Source organism: Streptococcus oralis, from assembly GCF_016127915.1.
GTDB lineage: Bacteria > Bacillota > Bacilli > Lactobacillales > Streptococcaceae > Streptococcus > Streptococcus oralis_BO.
Window position 1 is genome coordinate 950,001 of sequence record NZ_CP066059.1, and the last position, 16,392, is coordinate 966,392.

The following is a 16,392-nucleotide window of genomic DNA, read 5'->3' on the forward strand; positions in this document are numbered from 1 at the left end:
GTTCCTTAACGAGAGTTCTCTCGCTCACCTGAGGCTACTCGCCTCGACTACCTGTGTCGGTTTGCGGTACGGGTAGAGTATGTTTAAACGCTAGAAGCTTTTCTTGGCAGTGTGACGTCACTAACTTCGCTACTAAACTTCGCTCCCCATCACAGCTCAATGTTATAGATATAAGCATTTGACTCATATCACACCTCACTGCTTAGACAGACACTTCCATTCGTCTGCTTTAGTTAGCCTACTGCGTCCCTCCATCACTACATACTCTAGTACAGGAATATCAACCTGTTGTCCATCGGATACACCTTTCGGTCTCTCCTTAGGTCCCGACTAACCCAGGGCGGACGAGCCTTCCCCTGGAAACCTTAGTCTTACGGTGGACAGGATTCTCACCTGTCTTTCGCTACTCATACCGGCATTCTCACTTCTATGCGTTCCAGCACTCCTCACGGTATACCTTCTTCACACATAGAACGCTCTCCTACCATACCTATAAAGGTATCCACAGCTTCGGTAAATTGTTTTAGCCCCGGTACATTTTCGGCGCAGGGTCACTCGACTAGTGAGCTATTACGCACTCTTTGAATGAATAGCTGCTTCTAAGCTAACATCCTAGTTGTCTGTGCAACCCCACATCCTTTTCCACTTAACAATTATTTTGGGACCTTAGCTGGTGGTCTGGGCTGTTTCCCTTTCGACTACGGATCTTAGCACTCGCAGTCTGACTGCCGACCATAATTCATTGGCATTCGGAGTTTATCTGAGATTGGTAATCCGGGATGGACCCCTCACCCAAACAGTGCTCTACCTCCAAGAATCTTTATGTCGACGCTAGCCCTAAAGCTATTTCGGAGAGAACCAGCTATCTCCAAGTTCGTTTGGAATTTCTCCGCTACCCACAAGTCATCCAAGCACTTTTCAACGTGCCCTGGTTCGGTCCTCCAGTGCGTCTTACCGCACCTTCAACCTGCTCATGGGTAGGTCACATGGTTTCGGGTCTACGACATGATACTAATGCGCCCTATTCAGACTCGGTTTCCCTGCGGCTCCGTCTCTTCAACTTAACCTCGCATCATATCGTAACTCGCCGGTTCATTCTACAAAAGGCACGCTCTCACCCATCAACGGGCTCGAACTTGTTGTAGGCACACGGTTTCAGGTTCTATTTCACTCCCCTCCCGGGGTGCTTTTCACCTTTCCCTCACGGTACTGGTTCACTATCGGTCACTAGGGAGTATTTAGGGTTGGGAGATGGTCCTCCCAGATTCCGACGGGATTTCTCGTGTCCCGCCGTACTCAGGATACTGCTAGGTACAAAGACTATTTTAAATACGAGGCTGTTACTCTCTTTGGCTGATCTTCCCAAATCATTCTTCTATAATCTTTGAGTCCACATTGCAGTCCTACAACCCCGAAGAGTAAACTCTTCGGTTTGCCCTCCTGCCGTTTCGCTCGCCGCTACTAAGGCAATCGCTTTTGCTTTCTCTTCCTGCAGCTACTTAGATGTTTCAGTTCACTGCGTCTTCCTCCTCACATCCTTAACAGATGTGGGTAACAGGTAGTACCTGTTGGGTTCCCCCATTCGGAAATCCCTGGATCATCGCTTACTTACAGCTACCCAAGGCATATCGTCGTTTGTCACGTCCTTCTTCGGCTCCTAGTGCCAAGGCATCCACCGTGCGCCCTTATTAACTTAACCTTATTTTCTGACCTTTCAGTCATAAACTCTTATTAATACTACAGCGTTTCGGTTTATTTTCTTGTTACTATTTGATATAGATATTCAATTTTCAATGTGCATTACTTGGTGATCTCTCACCAATGGAGCCTAGCGGGATCGAACCGCTGACCTCCTGCGTGCAAAGCAGGCGCTCTCCCAGCTGAGCTAAGGCCCCACAAGACCTCTCAAGACTAAACAAGACCAATGTGCAGTTCCTTATCCTTAGAAAGGAGGTGATCCAGCCGCACCTTCCGATACGGCTACCTTGTTACGACTTCACCCCAATCATCTATCCCACCTTAGGCGGCTGGCTCCTAAAAGGTTACCTCACCGACTTCGGGTGTTACAAACTCTCGTGGTGTGACGGGCGGTGTGTACAAGGCCCGGGAACGTATTCACCGCGGCGTGCTGATCCGCGATTACTAGCGATTCCGACTTCATGTAGGCGAGTTGCAGCCTACAATCCGAACTGAGACTGGCTTTAAGAGATTAGCTTGCCGTCACCGGCTTGCGACTCGTTGTACCAGCCATTGTAGCACGTGTGTAGCCCAGGTCATAAGGGGCATGATGATTTGACGTCATCCCCACCTTCCTCCGGTTTATTACCGGCAGTCTCGCTAGAGTGCCCAACTGAATGATGGCAACTAACAATAGGGGTTGCGCTCGTTGCGGGACTTAACCCAACATCTCACGACACGAGCTGACGACAACCATGCACCACCTGTCACCTCTGTCCCGAAGGAAAACTCTATCTCTAGAGCGGTCAGAGGGATGTCAAGACCTGGTAAGGTTCTTCGCGTTGCTTCGAATTAAACCACATGCTCCACCGCTTGTGCGGGCCCCCGTCAATTCCTTTGAGTTTCAACCTTGCGGTCGTACTCCCCAGGCGGAGTGCTTAATGCGTTAGCTACGGCACTAAACCCCGGAAAGGGTCTAACACCTAGCACTCATCGTTTACGGCGTGGACTACCAGGGTATCTAATCCTGTTTGCTCCCCACGCTTTCGAGCCTCAGCGTCAGTTACAAGCCAGAGAGCCGCTTTCGCCACCGGTGTTCCTCCATATATCTACGCATTTCACCGCTACACATGGAATTCCACTCTCCCCTCTTGCACTCAAGTTAAACAGTTTCCAAAGCGTACTATGGTTAAGCCACAGCCTTTAACTTCAGACTTATCTAACCGCCTGCGCTCGCTTTACGCCCAATAAATCCGGACAACGCTCGGGACCTACGTATTACCGCGGCTGCTGGCACGTAGTTAGCCGTCCCTTTCTGGTAAGATACCGTCACAGTGTGAACTTTCCACTCTCACACTCGTTCTTCTCTTACAACAGAGCTTTACGATCCGAAAACCTTCTTCACTCACGCGGCGTTGCTCGGTCAGACTTCCGTCCATTGCCGAAGATTCCCTACTGCTGCCTCCCGTAGGAGTCTGGGCCGTGTCTCAGTCCCAGTGTGGCCGATCACCCTCTCAGGTCGGCTATGTATCGTTGCCTTGGTGAGCCGTTACCTCACCAACTAGCTAATACAACGCAGGTCCATCTGGTAGTGATGCAATTGCACCTTTTAAGCAAATGTCATGCAACATCTACTATTATGCGGTATTAGCTATCGTTTCCAATAGTTATCCCCCGCTACCAGGCAGGTTACCTACGCGTTACTCACCCGTTCGCAACTCATCCGCTCGGTGCAAGCACCAAGCTTCAGCGTTCTACTTGCATGTATTAGGCACGCCGCCAGCGTTCGTCCTGAGCCAGGATCAAACTCTCATTAAAAGTTTGAGTTCTCACTCATTTCTGTCACTGACAGATTTATTGTTTTTTCATTGTTCAGTACTATAACCTCAGTTATAGTGCCCTGCACATTGGTTCGTCTTGTTCAGTTTTCAAAGGTCTTTGTCACTCATTCTCTCTCAAGCGACAACTATATTAGTATATCACAGCCATCTGTCTCTGTCAACAGATTTTTTGAACTTTTTTTCAAGTTTTTTTAACCGCAATACACCATAGTCCGTACGGGATTCGAACCCGTGTTACCGCCGTGAAAAGGCGGTGTCTTAACCCCTTGACCAACGGACCTGAGCTTTTCAACTCTTTCTATTATACCTACTTTTTTACCTTTGTCAAGAACTTTTTTCCTCTTTACCGAAATTCTGAAAAGATTAGGGGAAAAGAGCCAGTTAAACTGACTCCCTCTATTTATCTTACCAATTAGTCGCACGTTCCTCTCCCCACCAGTAAGGGATCAATTCGGCAACCTTAATTGTTTTTCTTGTTTCGTAGTCTATCATGAACTCTGCTTCTTTGTTTTCAGCATTCAATTCTAAGAGAAATTCTCTGCAAGCGCCACAGGGCATACCTGATCCTTCGCCGTAGGGAGGTTTGTCTCGAAAGGCGAGGATTTTCTTAACTTTAGTTTGTCCTGAAAATTGATACATATTGAAGAGAGCCGCTCGTTCTGCACAGAGATGAAAAACGCCACAAGTGCCTTCCATACAAAATCCTGTGAAGATCTGACCATCTTCTGCTTCTACTGCAGCAACAACATGGTTAGCATAAACAAAGTCAGAAACTTCATGGGGATTGTATAGTGTTTGTGCTTCTTCATACATCTTTTCCCATGTATCCATCGGAAGTCCTTTTTATTTAGAAATCTCTTTCAGCATGTTTTCAATATGCTGGATTGACTTTTCACGTCCAAGTAAGAAAATGGTGTCTGGCAATTCTGGTCCATGCATTTCACCTGATACAGCAATACGAATAGGCATGAAGAGATTTTTCCCTTTAATACCTGTTTCTTTTTGTACTGCTTTGATTTGTGGGAAGATGTTTTCTGTCACAAATTCTTCATCTGTCATTGCTTCTAGTTTCGCTTTGAAGGCTTCTAGAACAACAGGAACGGTTTCTCCTGCCATGACCTCGCGCTCAGCGTCTGTCAACTCTGGGAAATCTGAGAAGAAAAGATCTGTCAATGGAACGATTTCGTCCACTGACTTCATTTGTGGTTTGTAGAGTTCTACCATTTTTTCAGATTTGTCAGTCAAACGTCCTGCTTCTTCTAAGTAAGGTTTGGCCATTTCAAAGATAGTAGCTAGATCAGCTCTCTTGATGTAGTCGTTGCTCATCCAGTCAAGTTTTTTCTGGTCGAAGGCTGCTGGAGACTTGCTGAGGCGGTTTTCATCGAAAAGTTTAATGAGTTCTTCACGAGAGAAAATTTCATCTTCGCCACCTGGGTTCCAACCAAGAAGGGCGATAAAGTTAAAGACGGCTTCTGGCAAATAGCCTTTTTTACGGTAGTCTTCGATAAACTGAAGGGTATTGGTATCCCGTTTAGACAATTTTTTACCCGTTTCAGAGTTGATAATCAAAGTCATGTGACCGAACTCTGGAGCTTCCCACCCAAGAGCTTCATAAACCATAAGCTGTTTGGGTGTGTTGGCAATGTGGTCATCTCCACGGATAACATGAGAGATTTGCATATCGTGGTCATCAATAACAACGGCAAAGTTGTAAGTTGGGTAACCATCTTTCTTTTGAATCACCCAGTCACCGCCGATATTGCCACCTTCAAACTCGATATCACCTTTGACCATGTCATGCCATTTGTAGATACCAGATTCATTAACAGCCAAACGAACAGTTGGGATGATACCGGCTGCTTCACGTTCTGCGATGTAAGTTGCTTTTTCTTCTTCGCTCATACCAAGGTATTCATTGATGTAACGTGGTGTTTCACCTGCTGCTTCTTGGCGTTCGCGTTCAGCTGCCAACTCTTCTTCTGTGACGTAAGATTTGTAGGCTTTTCCTTCAGCTAGCAATTGGTCGATGTATTTTTGATAGAGTTCCAAACGCTCTGATTGGCGATAGTTTTCATGAGTTTCTGGACTTTCATCCCAGTCAATTCCCAACCAGCGAAGATTTTCAAGCTGTGAACGTTCTCCATTCTCAACATGGCGTTTACGGTCAGTATCTTCGATACGGATGATAAAAGTTCCACCATGATGGCGTGCGTAAAGGTAGTTGAATAATGCTGTACGGGCATTTCCGATGTGTAGGAGTCCTGTTGGACTTGGTGCGTAGCGTACGCGGATATCTTTTGACATAGTTTCTCCTATAAAGTCTCTAGGCGTCTGCCTTTTTTGCTTTCTATATTATATCACAAGTCTCGCCTGAGTCCAATGTCTATGAATAAAGAGAGTAAAAAGAGTGGTCAAGCCACTCTTTTCTTCTATTATAGACGTGCGTTAAGCTCTTTGCTCAATTCTTCAAATCCTGGTTTTCCAAGAAGGGCAAACATGTTACGTTTGTAGGCTTCAACACCTGGTTGGTCAAATGGGTTGATGGCATTCAAGTAACCTGAAAGGGCAATTGCCAATTCGAAGAAGTAGATAGTGTAACCAAGAGTGAAGGCATCTTGCTCTGGAAGAGTCACGTACATGTTTGGTACATCACCGTCAGTGTGGGCAAGAAGAACACCGTCAGTCGCTTTTTTGTTTACAAAGTCAACGTCTTTTCCTTGAAGGTAACCAAGTCCGTCAAGATCTTCTTCCAAAGTAGGAATGATCACGTTCTTACGAGGTTTGTCAACACGGACAACTGTTTCAAACATGATACGAGTTCCTTCTTGGATAAATTGACCAAGTGAGTGCAAGTCAGTTGAGAAGTTTGCTGAAGTTGGGTAAATCCCTTTTTGGTCTTTCCCTTCTGATTCACCAGCCAATTGTTTCCACCATTCTGAGAAGTATTGAAGTGATGGTTCGTAGTTTACCAAGATTTCAGTAGCGTAGCCTTTACGGTAAAGGATGTTACGAACTGCTGCGTATTGGTAAGCTTCATTTTCTGAAAGTTTGTCTGAAGTGTAGTCTTTACGAGCTGCATTCGCACCTTCCATAAGAGCTTTGATGTCTGCACCTGATGCTGCGATTGGAAGCAATCCAACTGCTGTCAATACTGAGAAGCGTCCACCGATGTCATCTGGAACAACAAATGTTTCCCAACCGTTAGCGTCTGCTTCAACCTTAACAGCACCTTTTTGGCGGTCAGTTGTAGCATAGATACGTTTGTTAGCTTCTTCTTGACCGTATTTCTTAACCAAGAGTTCTTTGAAGACACGGAAAGCAATCGCTGGTTCTGTTGTTGTACCTGATTTAGAAATCACGTTTACTGAGAAGTCTTTGTCAGTTACGTACTCTACCAAGTCAGCAAGGTAAGTAGATGAGATTGAGTTTCCAGCGTAAAGGATTTGTGGAGCTTTGCGTTCTTCTTTTGTTTGCAAGTTCGCAAAGTGGTGGTTCAAGAAGTCGATGGCTGCTTTGGCACCAAGGTAAGATCCACCAATACCGATTACAACCAAGACATCGCTATCTGATTTGATTTGCTCAGCAGCTTTCAAGATGCGGTCGAATTCTTCGCGGTCATAATTTTCAGGAAGGTCCAACCAACCCAAAAAGTCGCTACCAGCACCAGTTCCTTTACGGATCAATTCGTCTGCAGCTGTTACTTGTGCTTGCATGTATTCCACTTCATGTGGAGCAACAAATTTGTCTAAAACTTTTGAATAATCAAATTTAATATGTGACATGATAATCCTCCAAAATTTCTTCTTTTCTATCATAACGCTTACCTTCGATTTTTTCAAGTTTTTTTATTGAATTTGCCCAATTTTTATCAGAATTCAAACGTTTGCGTAAAAATGCCAAAATACAAAAAAATCTGAAAGAACGAATAAAAACGGCTAGAGTCTCTAACCGTTACAATTCATTTAATAAATACTCAAATAGTTCTAAATTGCCGTCTTCTTCATTGACCAGAAACTCTGGATGCCACTGCAAACCAATGATACGGTGCTCGTCGATAGACTCAATCGCTTCAATGGTCTGGTCTCTTGGATCAATAGCTGTCACACGAAAATTAGGTGCCAGATCTTTGATACTCTGACGATGGACTGAGTTGACCTGACTTTCTCTTCCAAACAACTTAGCCACCACACTCCCTTCTACCGTCTCAATAGAATGAGATGTTCCAAAAGGCAAGCCTTGCCAGTGACCTTCAATTTCTTGGTGGAGAGTGCCGCCAAAAGCAACATTGACCAGCTGAACTCCGCGACAGATTGCCATAATTGGTTTATTCTGACGGAGCGCTTCTTTCAAGAGAGCTAGTTCAAACTCATCGCGTACAAGGTTGTAATCATCGCTCTCAATGGTCTTTTTCTCTCCATAAAACTGAGGATGGACATTTTGCCCACCTGTCAAAATGAGTTTGTCAATCATTTCCACATAATCGCGAACAATGGACTCATCCCCTACAGGAATTACTAAAGGAAGACCACCGACTTGACGAATGCTCTCTGCAAATTTACAGGATACAGATGAGTGAATGTTTTTCCCTTCTGCATCTACAGGACATAGATTCGCAGCAACTCCTACAACCGTTCTAGCCATGATGTGTCTCCTTTCGATTTTCTTGCGACAGTCTTATCTTATCACTCCAACCCTTTCCTGTCTAATATGTTTTTTTAAAGACCGTGATAAGTATTTTTTATGGATAAGAAAAAGCTGCCCAACGAGGACAACTTCTTTTTTATTCGAAGACAAATTGATTGTGATACAGTTCTGAGTAGAAACCGCCAAGTTTGAGCAACTCGTGATGATTTCCACGTTCAATAACCTCTCCATCTTTGAGGACAATAATCTGATCGGCATTGAGGATGGTCTTGAGACGATGGGCAATAACAAAACTGGTTCGTCCTGCTACAACTGCCTCCATAGCATGCTGGATTTTGCTTTCTGTTACGGTATCGACATTGGAAGTCGCTTCATCTAGGATTAGGACTTGAGGGTCTGTCATCAAGGTACGAGCGATGGAAATCAATTGTTTCTGCCCAGTTGAGAAGATATTTTGCTCATCATCAATAAGGGTATCATACTTATCAGGCAAGCTTTCGATGTAGTCATGAATATGAGTTGCCTTAGCAGCAGCTTCAACCATTTCCTGACTGGCATCTGGCACACCAAAGCGGATATTGTCTCGGATTGTTCCACTAAACAAGACCGAATCCTGCAAGACAATACCGACCTTACTCCGCAGGCTGTCCAAGTCGTAGTCACGGATGTCTTTGCCATCAAAGCAAATGCTGCCTGCATCCACATCGTAGAAACGATTGATGAGGTTCATGATGGTCGTTTTCCCTGAGCCAGTCGGACCGACAACTGCTATCATCTGCCCCTTAGGAGCTGAAATGCTGACATCTTTCAAAATCGGCTTGTCTGGCACATAAGAGAAATCAATGTGACTGATTTCAACGCCCTCTCGTAATTCCGTAAAGGATGGTGCATTTTGCGGGCGGATCTCTTCTTCTGCATCGAACATTTCTTGGATACGATCTGCTCCAGTAAAGGCCAACTGGAGGCTTCCCCAACTCGCAGCCACCTGGATAATCGGCTGGTAGTACTGCTGAGAAAATTGGGTAAACATGACAATCAAACCTAGGGCTGTCGTTGTTTCGATACTTGGATCGTTCAACAAGACCGCAGAACCTGCAAAAATGACGACGGCCGTATTGACCAAGCTCATCCCATTCATAACTGGAAAGAGGATGCCTGAGAACATTCTCCCTTTAAAGGTCGCCTTGCGCACGCGCTCATTTTGCTCCACAAAGCCTGCTACGATGTCGTCTTGAATTCCTTGTACGATAACAGCTTTCTGTCCAGAAATACTCTCGTCCATGTAGGCGTTGAGTTTCCCAACCTCTTTTTGCTGGAGATTGGTGTACTTGCGGGCCATTTTCACGATGAAGACCAACATGAGAAAGGCCACTGGAGTGCTGCCTACTGTTATCAGGGCTAGCGTCACATTCTTTGAAAACATGACAAAAATCAAACCGATGTAAAGAGCAATATTGCTCATGACCTGAACTAGGCTTTCATTGAAGGCTTGAAGGATGTTGTCCAAGTCACTCGTGAATCGAGAAAGGATATCACCATCCTGATGGCGGTCAAAGAAAGAAACCGTTAAACGAGAAAGTTTACCAAAAAGGCCCTTACGCATCTCATTTGTTGACTCAGCAATCACACGGGTCATCAAGGTCATGTAAATCAAACTGGATACCACTAAGGCGAGGACAACCAGAGCTAGATTCAGCATCAGAGCTGACAAACTCTGCCAGGCTAGTTCGGAAGTCCCATTTTGATAAGCCAGAACTAGGTTAGCGAGCTCTGTCACTGCTTGACCTGAAAAAACTGGAAAGAGGGCTTGGGCAATCGTCGCAACTGCAACCATCAGAATCACAATAACAAAGGAGAGCTTGTAAACTTTAAAATAATTCCAGAAAAATCGAACGGTTTTCATTTTATTCCTCCTTTCCCTTTTGTGTTTCGTAGATTTCGCGGTAGACGGCATTGTTAGCTACCAAGTCTGCATGCCGTCCTTCTCCAATCAAACGCCCTTGATCCAAAACCAAAATCTTGTCTGCATGGACGACCGAACTAATCTTTTGAGCGATGATAATGGTTGTCGTCCCTTTCAGGTCTTTGTTCAAAGCTTCCTGTACGAGTCTTTCTGACTTGGCATCTAGGGCTGAAGTCGAATCGTCAAAAATCAGGATCCGGGGATTGCTGACAATCCCACGGGCAATCGACATCCGTTGCTTTTGTCCACCAGAAAAGTTGCTGCCACGTTCTTCAACCTGACTCTCAAATTTGTTTTCCATGCGCCCGATAAATTCACTGGCTTGGGCAATCCGTGCTGCACGTTCCATTTCTGACACGCTGGCATTGCCTTTCCCTTGACGAAGATTATCTGCAATGGTCCCGCTAAAGAGAATAGCACGTTGCAAGACGATGGAAACTGTTTTACGCAAAGTTCCCTCGCTGACGTCTCGAATATCCTTGCCACCAATCTTGATAGAGCCCTCCTGTGGATCAAACAGTCGTGGAATTAACTGAGCCAAGGTAGACTTCCCTGCTCCAGTCGCCCCAACCACACCGACCATCTGACCAGGCGCAACATCAAAGGTTACATTCTTCAGCATAGGCTCATCGTCATTAGGATAGGTGAAGGTCACATTTTCAAAAGAGAGACTTCCTCCTAACTCTTCGTCTGGGAGATCTTTAAAGGTCATCGCTGGCTCGGTATCTAGAATTTCGCGGATACGACGCAAGGAAATCATAGCACGACTGACAGAATTCCCTAAAAATCCAACCATGATGATGGTAAAGATAATCTGGCTGAGATAGTTGATAAAGGAAGCAATCGAGCCCACAACAGACGGATCTGACTGAGCCATACCTGCCACCAACCAGATAGAGAGAAAGACTGCCCCATAGCCGACTAGCATCATAAAGGGTTCTATAACTGAGAAGGCATAACCGATATAAAGATTTTGTCCGAGAAGTTCATCTGAAACTTCAGTAAATTTGGCAAACTGCTCTTTTTCCTGCACAAAGGATTTGACTACGCGCACACCACGTAGATTTTCCTTGGCGATAGCATTGATCCGTTCAAGAAGGGTTTGAAACTTAGCAAATCGTGGCCCCATCATCCCCATCATGATGGCTGTTAGTGCAAAGATTAAGAGCACCATGAGGACAATCACCCACCAAAGTGACGGAAGAGTGTGAACCGCCAAGATAAAGGAACCGATAAAGAGAAGAGGGAGACGGAAGAGGATTTGAAAAGCCATCATCACCACGTTCTGAATTTGGTTGATATCATTGGTCATTCGGACGACAAGATTGCCCGCATTGAACTGCTCGATATTGGCATAAGAAAAAGTCTGGATCTTGCGAAAGGCGTCTTCCCGAAGGTCCGAAGACACTCCTTGAGCAATGTAGGCTGCAAGTGTCACATTGACCCCACCTGCAACCAGACCGACTAGGGCTACTCCTATCAGCCAGACACCAATACTATAGATAGCCTCATGTTGACCAGCCAACAATGCCTCTAACACCTCTTGCAAATAGCGCGGTTGCAAGAGCGAACTCGCAACCATCAAGCCTGTCATCATTAAGGATGCCAAGGCCTGCCATTTATAGGTTTTTAATTTTTTAATGAGCATATTTCCTCCTAATAAAATAGATAAAGGGAGCGACATCCTGCGTCAGCTCCTTCTCATTCGTTCATATTGATGCTATTCTAGCAAAAAAGAGGCATCTTGTCAAAGAAGTCTCCTTATTATAAATTAGTGCGCTTTCATCTACAGGTGATGCATGAAAAGGCTTTTTATGGTAAAATGGAAGGAAGAACTCTTACAAGGAGGAAAAGATGAAGAAACAAACCATCGCTGTCTTGGGTCCTGGTTCTTGGGGAACTGCCCTTTCGCAGGTCCTAAACGACAATGGACACGAAGTTCGCATTTGGGGAAATATTTCTGACCAAATTGATGAAATCAATAACCAACATACAAACAAACGCTACTTCAAAGATATCCTACTCGACGAAAAGATCAAAGCCTATCATGACTTAGAAGAAACACTCAAGGATGTGGATGCTGTTTTATTTGTGGTCCCAACAAAAGTAACGAGACTGGTTGCCCAACAAGTAGCAAAGGTACTCGATCACAAGGTTGTCATCATGCATGCCTCCAAAGGATTGGAACCAGATAGCCACAAACGCCTATCAACTATTCTTGAGGAGGAAATCCCAGCTGACCTTCGTAGTGAAGTCGTTGTTGTTTCAGGACCTAGCCATGCTGAGGAAACTATTGTACGGGATATTACCTTGATTACAGCAGCCTCTAAAGACCTTGAAACTGCTCAGTACGTCCAAAATCTCTTTAGCAATCACTACTTCCGTCTCTATACTAATACGGATGTTGTCGGAGTTGAAACCGCTGGTGCTCTCAAAAACATCATCGCAGTTGGCGCTGGGGCACTACATGGTCTGGGGTTTGGCGACAATGCCAAGGCAGCCATCATCGCTCGAGGATTAGCAGAAATCACCCGTCTAGGTGTCGCTCTTGGAGCTAACCCTCTGACTTATAGCGGTCTTTCTGGAGTTGGAGATTTGATCGTAACGGGGACATCTGTCCACTCTCGTAACTGGAGGGCAGGTGATGCTCTCGGTCGCGGAGAATCCCTCGCAGACATCGAAGCAAACATGGGCATGGTCATCGAAGGCATTTCAACAACTCGAGCAGCTTACGAGCTGGCTCAGGAATTGGGTGTCTACATGCCAATCACACAGGCTATTTACCGAGTTATCTACGAAGGTGTCAATATCAAAGAAGCAATCACTGGCATCATGAGCAATGAATTTAAAGCAGAAAACGAATGGTCATAGACCTTTATAGAAAGGAACATCATGAAACAAAAAGTCAGAAAAGCAGTCATCCCTGCCGCTGGATTGGGAACTCGTTTCCTCCCAGCAACTAAGGCCTTGGCCAAGGAAATGTTGCCAATCGTAGACAAGCCAACTATCCAGTTTATCGTTGAAGAAGCACTCAAGTCTGGAATCGAAGACATTTTGGTTGTTACGGGTAAGTCAAAACGTTCTATCGAGGACCACTTCGATTCAAACTTCGAATTGGAATATAACCTCAAAGAAAAAGGGAAAACAGATCTTTTGAAGTTGGTTGATGAGACAACCGGCATGCGCCTACATTTTATCCGCCAAACGCATCCACGCGGTCTCGGAGATGCTGTCTTGCAGGCCAAAGCTTTCGTTGGAAATGAACCTTTTGTCGTTATGCTTGGTGATGACTTGATGGATATCACAGACGAAAAGGCTGTTCCACTTACCAAACAACTCATGGATGACTACGAGCGTACCCACGCGTCTACTATCGCTGTTATGCCAGTCCCTCACGACGAAGTATCTGCTTATGGGGTTATTGCTCCGCAAGGAGAAGGGAAAGACGGTCTTTACAGCGTTGAAACCTTCGTTGAAAAACCTGCGCCGGAGGATGCTCCTAGCGACCTTGCTATCATCGGACGCTACCTCCTTACTCCTGAAATTTTCCAAATCCTCGAAAATCAAGCTCCAGGTGCAGGAAATGAAATTCAGCTGACAGATGCAATCGATACCCTCAATAAAACACAACGTGTATTTGCTCGTGAGTTCAAAGGGGCTCGTTACGATGTCGGAGACAAGTTTGGCTTTATGAAAACCTCCATCGACTACGCTCTCAAACACCCACAAGTCAAAGACGACTTGAAAGACTACCTCATCCAACTTGGAAAAGAGTTAGCTGGGGGAGAATAGAAGAAAAACAAAGCTCTTAATTAGGGGCTTTGTTTTTTGTTGAAGCTTGCAATAAAAAAAGCCATCTTTGCAGATGACTTATTAGCAACCGAATCGGTGCTCGCATTTAACTATTCCATCCCTACACATAGCTCATTCCCTTATAGCAAAGGAAAATGGCTAGTGCGATAAAAAGTACAATTGCTCCGATTCGCTGGCTGGTACTATACATCTTTCTCTCCCATTTAACTGGAAAAATGACTGCTAGAAAAGCACCGCCTACTGCGCCACCAATATGCCCAGCTAGGCTGATTCCTGGAATCAGAACACTTCCAATGATATTGATCACGAAAAGTGTCAGATAGGATTGCCCCAACTGCTGGATATAGGGGCTGCGAGTCGCGTAGCGCAAAACGATAATCGCAGCAAATAGTCCATAGAGGGAGGTGGATGCTCCTGCTGCTAGGACTTTCGGTGTGAAAGCAAACACAAAGAGATTGCCCATCATTCCTGATAAGAGATAGAGAAGGAAGAACTGCTTGGAGCCGAAAATCTCCTCAACCTGTCGTCCAAGAAAGTAGAGCGAAATCATATTGACAATGAAATGCTCCCATCCGATATGCACAAATATAGCCGAAAAAAGGCGCCAAATCTGCTCAGGGAACAGGCGAATGATCGGTCCATACATGGCTCCAAACTGAAGCAAGGTATCTGCTCGTTCAAAATTTAAACCTGTAAGAACCAACATCAAGAGAAATACCAATGCTGTTACTAGGAGGAAGAAGCTAGTCACAGGATAACGTTTATCAAAGATTTCCTTCATAGGTTAGCACCTCCTGTACGGGAATATCATGGTCTTCCAAGTTAAACTCCTGAACCTGACAAGGATAGATTGTACTTAGGCTATGCCCAGCAAAATTCTCCAGATAGCGGTCGTAGTATCCTCCACCATATCCAATCCGATACCCCTCTGTTGTAAAAGCCAAACCCGGAACATGAATTAAATCAATCTGAGACGGATCCACCACTTCCAAGTCTCCTTGCGGTTCCATTAGACCAAAGGAAGTTTTTACCAACTGCTGCGGATTGTAGACTACAAAGTCCATGCACCCCTTGGGATAGGTTTTGGGTATCAGAACTTTTTTGCCGTCCTTCAGCGCCTGCTCGATCAATTCTTGCGTTTGAAACTCATGCGGAAAAGAGAGATAGGTTGCGATGGTCTTGGCTTCTTGGTAAAAGGGGTGATGCAAGAAACGCTCAGTTAAAACTTGATCCATAGCCTGTTTTTGCTCCTGAGATAAAGCCTTCATTTCGTGTAAGACTTGCTTACGTAGTTCTGCTTTCATAGACAATTCCTCTACTCCGCCGCCTTCTTTTTCAGGAAACTAGATACTGCTTCCACCCCAATAGTTAAGGCTTCTTCCTTGGGACTCATCTGAGGATGGTGAAGGGCGTAGGGACTATCGATACCCAGCCAAAACATAACGCCATCTACCTTCGAAAGGAGGTAACCAAAGTCCTCACCTGTCATAGCAGGCTCGATATCAATCAACTCGATTCCGTCTTTTTCTTCAAAGAAATCCATCAGTTTACGCGCCAAGGCTGGATTGTTCTCAACAGGTAGGTAGCCTCCTTGCTTGAGTTCCACTTCGACTTCCATATCAAAGGCTGCTGCAACTCCTTCTGCAACTGTCTTGACCCTTTTTTGTACCAAGAGACTCATGTCCTGAGTCAAGGCGCGAATGGTTCCGTGTAAAAAGGCTGTATCTGTGATGACATTGTTGGTTGTTCCAGCCTGAAAAACGCCAAAGGTCACCACCGCTCCCTCGATTGGGTTGACATTGCGGCTGACAACTGACTGCACCTGGGTCACAAAGTAACTAGCCGCTACCAAGGCGTCATTAGCTTCATGTGGAAAAGCTGCATGTCCCCCTTTTCCTTTGAAATGAATCTTCACCTCACAGGTCCCTGCAAAGAGAGTATGTGTATTGGTCGCAATCTGTCCAACCTTCAGATCCGGACGAACATGGAGACCATAAAACTGGTCTGGCAACCAATCTCCAAAAGCACCGTCTTCATACATAAGCATCCCACCGGCTTCATTTTCTTCAGCAGGCTGAAATAGAAAGAGCAAATTATTCTTGGGTTGCTCCTCAAGAGCGCGTTCGAGACAGCCCAAGGCAATAGTCATATGAAAATCATGGCCACAGGCATGCATGCGACCTTGGTGCTGAGAGGCAAAAGGCAGTCCTGTTTGTTCGACGATAGGCAGGCCATCAATGTCTGTTCGCCAACCAATGGTTCGTTCCGGCTGACTTCCCTGCAAATAAACCAGAATACCTGTCCGCCAAGTACGAACTTGAACAAAGTTCTTGTCCGTAGTCAATTTTTCAATCACATCCAGCAAATAAGCCTGAGTCTTAAACTCCTCCAAGCCAATCTCTGGAATCTGGTGTAAATCTCGTCTAGTCTGAATCAAATCTAACATCTATCTGT

The 16,392-nt window shown here is 45.2% G+C and carries 11 protein-coding genes, 2 tRNA genes and 2 rRNA genes (1 of these 15 cut by a window edge); 2 read left to right on the plus strand and 13 right to left on the minus strand.

Annotated elements, in window-relative coordinates; genetic code table 11:
- From I6H78_RS04625 to I6H78_RS04670, 10 genes are all read right to left on the minus strand, one after another.
- Positions 1-1,699, minus strand: a 23S ribosomal RNA gene (locus I6H78_RS04625); it reaches 1,202 nt to the left of the window's first position.
- A 123-nt stretch (positions 1,700-1,822) separates the two neighbouring features.
- Positions 1,823-1,895: transfer RNA gene (locus I6H78_RS04630), tRNA-Ala, on the minus strand.
- A gap of 51 nt (positions 1,896-1,946) precedes the next feature.
- A 16S ribosomal RNA gene (locus I6H78_RS04635) occupies positions 1,947-3,495 on the minus strand.
- The 16S and 23S rRNA genes sit together here with 2 tRNA genes alongside, the layout of an rRNA operon.
- Before the next feature lie 231 nt (positions 3,496-3,726).
- Positions 3,727-3,798: transfer RNA gene (locus I6H78_RS04640), tRNA-Glu, on the minus strand.
- A 125-nt stretch (positions 3,799-3,923) separates the two neighbouring features.
- Positions 3,924-4,349, minus strand: coding sequence for a cytidine deaminase family protein (locus I6H78_RS04645; protein ID WP_198458939.1), 426 nt, complete (start codon positions 4,347-4,349; stop codon positions 3,924-3,926).
- Between the two features lie 12 nt (positions 4,350-4,361).
- Entirely contained in the window at positions 4,362-5,822 is a 1,461-nt protein-coding gene (gene gltX, locus I6H78_RS04650) for a glutamate--tRNA ligase (RefSeq protein WP_198458940.1), read from the minus strand.
- A gap of 128 nt (positions 5,823-5,950) precedes the next feature.
- Positions 5,951-7,300 carry a glucose-6-phosphate isomerase gene (locus I6H78_RS04655; RefSeq protein ID WP_198458941.1) on the minus strand — a complete coding sequence of 450 codons (1,350 nt, stop codon included), beginning with the start codon at positions 7,298-7,300 and terminating at the stop codon, positions 5,951-5,953.
- 169 nt (positions 7,301-7,469) lie between these two features.
- Positions 7,470-8,159: a gamma-glutamyl-gamma-aminobutyrate hydrolase family protein gene (locus tag I6H78_RS04660; RefSeq protein WP_000124760.1), complete on the minus strand. Its 690-nt coding sequence runs from the start codon at positions 8,157-8,159 to the stop codon at positions 7,470-7,472.
- A gap of 139 nt (positions 8,160-8,298) precedes the next feature.
- Positions 8,299-10,065, minus strand: coding sequence for an ABC transporter ATP-binding protein (locus I6H78_RS04665; RefSeq protein ID WP_198458942.1), 1,767 nt, complete (start codon positions 10,063-10,065; stop codon positions 8,299-8,301).
- Between the two features lies 1 nt (position 10,066).
- A complete protein-coding gene (locus I6H78_RS04670; protein ID WP_198458943.1) occupies positions 10,067-11,773 on the minus strand; it encodes an ABC transporter ATP-binding protein in 1,707 nt (568 codons plus the stop codon).
- Between the two features lie 206 nt (positions 11,774-11,979).
- Between I6H78_RS04670 and I6H78_RS04675 the strand changes: the two genes are divergently transcribed.
- Positions 11,980-12,996, plus strand: coding sequence for an NAD(P)H-dependent glycerol-3-phosphate dehydrogenase (locus tag I6H78_RS04675; RefSeq protein ID WP_125423309.1), 1,017 nt, complete (start codon positions 11,980-11,982; stop codon positions 12,994-12,996).
- Between the two features lie 21 nt (positions 12,997-13,017).
- Complete coding sequence (gene galU / locus I6H78_RS04680) at positions 13,018-13,917, plus strand: UTP--glucose-1-phosphate uridylyltransferase GalU (protein WP_049490103.1); 900 nt, start codon at positions 13,018-13,020, stop codon at positions 13,915-13,917.
- Positions 13,918-14,038: 121 nt separating this feature from the next.
- On the opposite strand, the gene I6H78_RS04685 is transcribed toward galU, so the two are convergent.
- Genes I6H78_RS04685 through I6H78_RS04695 form a run of 3 tightly spaced genes read right to left on the minus strand, consistent with a single transcriptional unit; the run spans position 14,039 to position 16,384 of the window.
- Complete coding sequence (locus tag I6H78_RS04685; RefSeq protein ID WP_198458944.1) at positions 14,039-14,719, minus strand: rhomboid family intramembrane serine protease; 681 nt, start codon at positions 14,717-14,719, stop codon at positions 14,039-14,041.
- Positions 14,703-15,242 carry a 5-formyltetrahydrofolate cyclo-ligase gene (locus tag I6H78_RS04690; RefSeq protein ID WP_198458945.1) on the minus strand — a complete coding sequence of 180 codons (540 nt, stop codon included), beginning with the start codon at positions 15,240-15,242 and terminating at the stop codon, positions 14,703-14,705. The genes I6H78_RS04685 and I6H78_RS04690 overlap by 17 nt, the downstream gene beginning before the upstream one ends.
- Before the next feature lie 11 nt (positions 15,243-15,253).
- Positions 15,254-16,384: an N-acetyldiaminopimelate deacetylase gene (locus tag I6H78_RS04695; protein WP_198458946.1), complete on the minus strand. Its 1,131-nt coding sequence runs from the start codon at positions 16,382-16,384 to the stop codon at positions 15,254-15,256.
- Between the last annotated feature and the right edge of the window lie 8 nt (positions 16,385-16,392).

Excerpts from the sequence above, each read along its gene's own strand:
- I6H78_RS04645 (WP_198458939.1), bottom strand. The coding sequence starts at position 4,349 with ATGGATACATGGGAAAAGATGTATGAAGAAGCACAAACACTATACAAT.
- gltX (WP_198458940.1), bottom strand. The coding sequence starts at position 5,822 with ATGTCAAAAGATATCCGCGTACGCTACGCACCAAGTCCAACAGGACTC.
- I6H78_RS04655 (WP_198458941.1), bottom strand. The coding sequence starts at position 7,300 with ATGTCACATATTAAATTTGATTATTCAAAAGTTTTAGACAAATTTGTT.
- I6H78_RS04660 (WP_000124760.1), bottom strand. The coding sequence starts at position 8,159 with ATGGCTAGAACGGTTGTAGGAGTTGCTGCGAATCTATGTCCTGTAGAT.
- I6H78_RS04665 (WP_198458942.1), bottom strand. The coding sequence starts at position 10,065 with ATGAAAACCGTTCGATTTTTCTGGAATTATTTTAAAGTTTACAAGCTC.
- I6H78_RS04670 (WP_198458943.1), bottom strand. The coding sequence starts at position 11,773 with ATGCTCATTAAAAAATTAAAAACCTATAAATGGCAGGCCTTGGCATCC.
- I6H78_RS04675 (WP_125423309.1), top strand. The coding sequence starts at position 11,980 with ATGAAGAAACAAACCATCGCTGTCTTGGGTCCTGGTTCTTGGGGAACT.
- galU (WP_049490103.1), top strand. The coding sequence starts at position 13,018 with ATGAAACAAAAAGTCAGAAAAGCAGTCATCCCTGCCGCTGGATTGGGA.
- I6H78_RS04685 (WP_198458944.1), bottom strand. The coding sequence starts at position 14,719 with ATGAAGGAAATCTTTGATAAACGTTATCCTGTGACTAGCTTCTTCCTC.
- I6H78_RS04690 (WP_198458945.1), bottom strand. The coding sequence starts at position 15,242 with ATGAAAGCAGAACTACGTAAGCAAGTCTTACACGAAATGAAGGCTTTA.
- I6H78_RS04695 (WP_198458946.1), bottom strand. The coding sequence starts at position 16,384 with ATGTTAGATTTGATTCAGACTAGACGAGATTTACACCAGATTCCAGAG.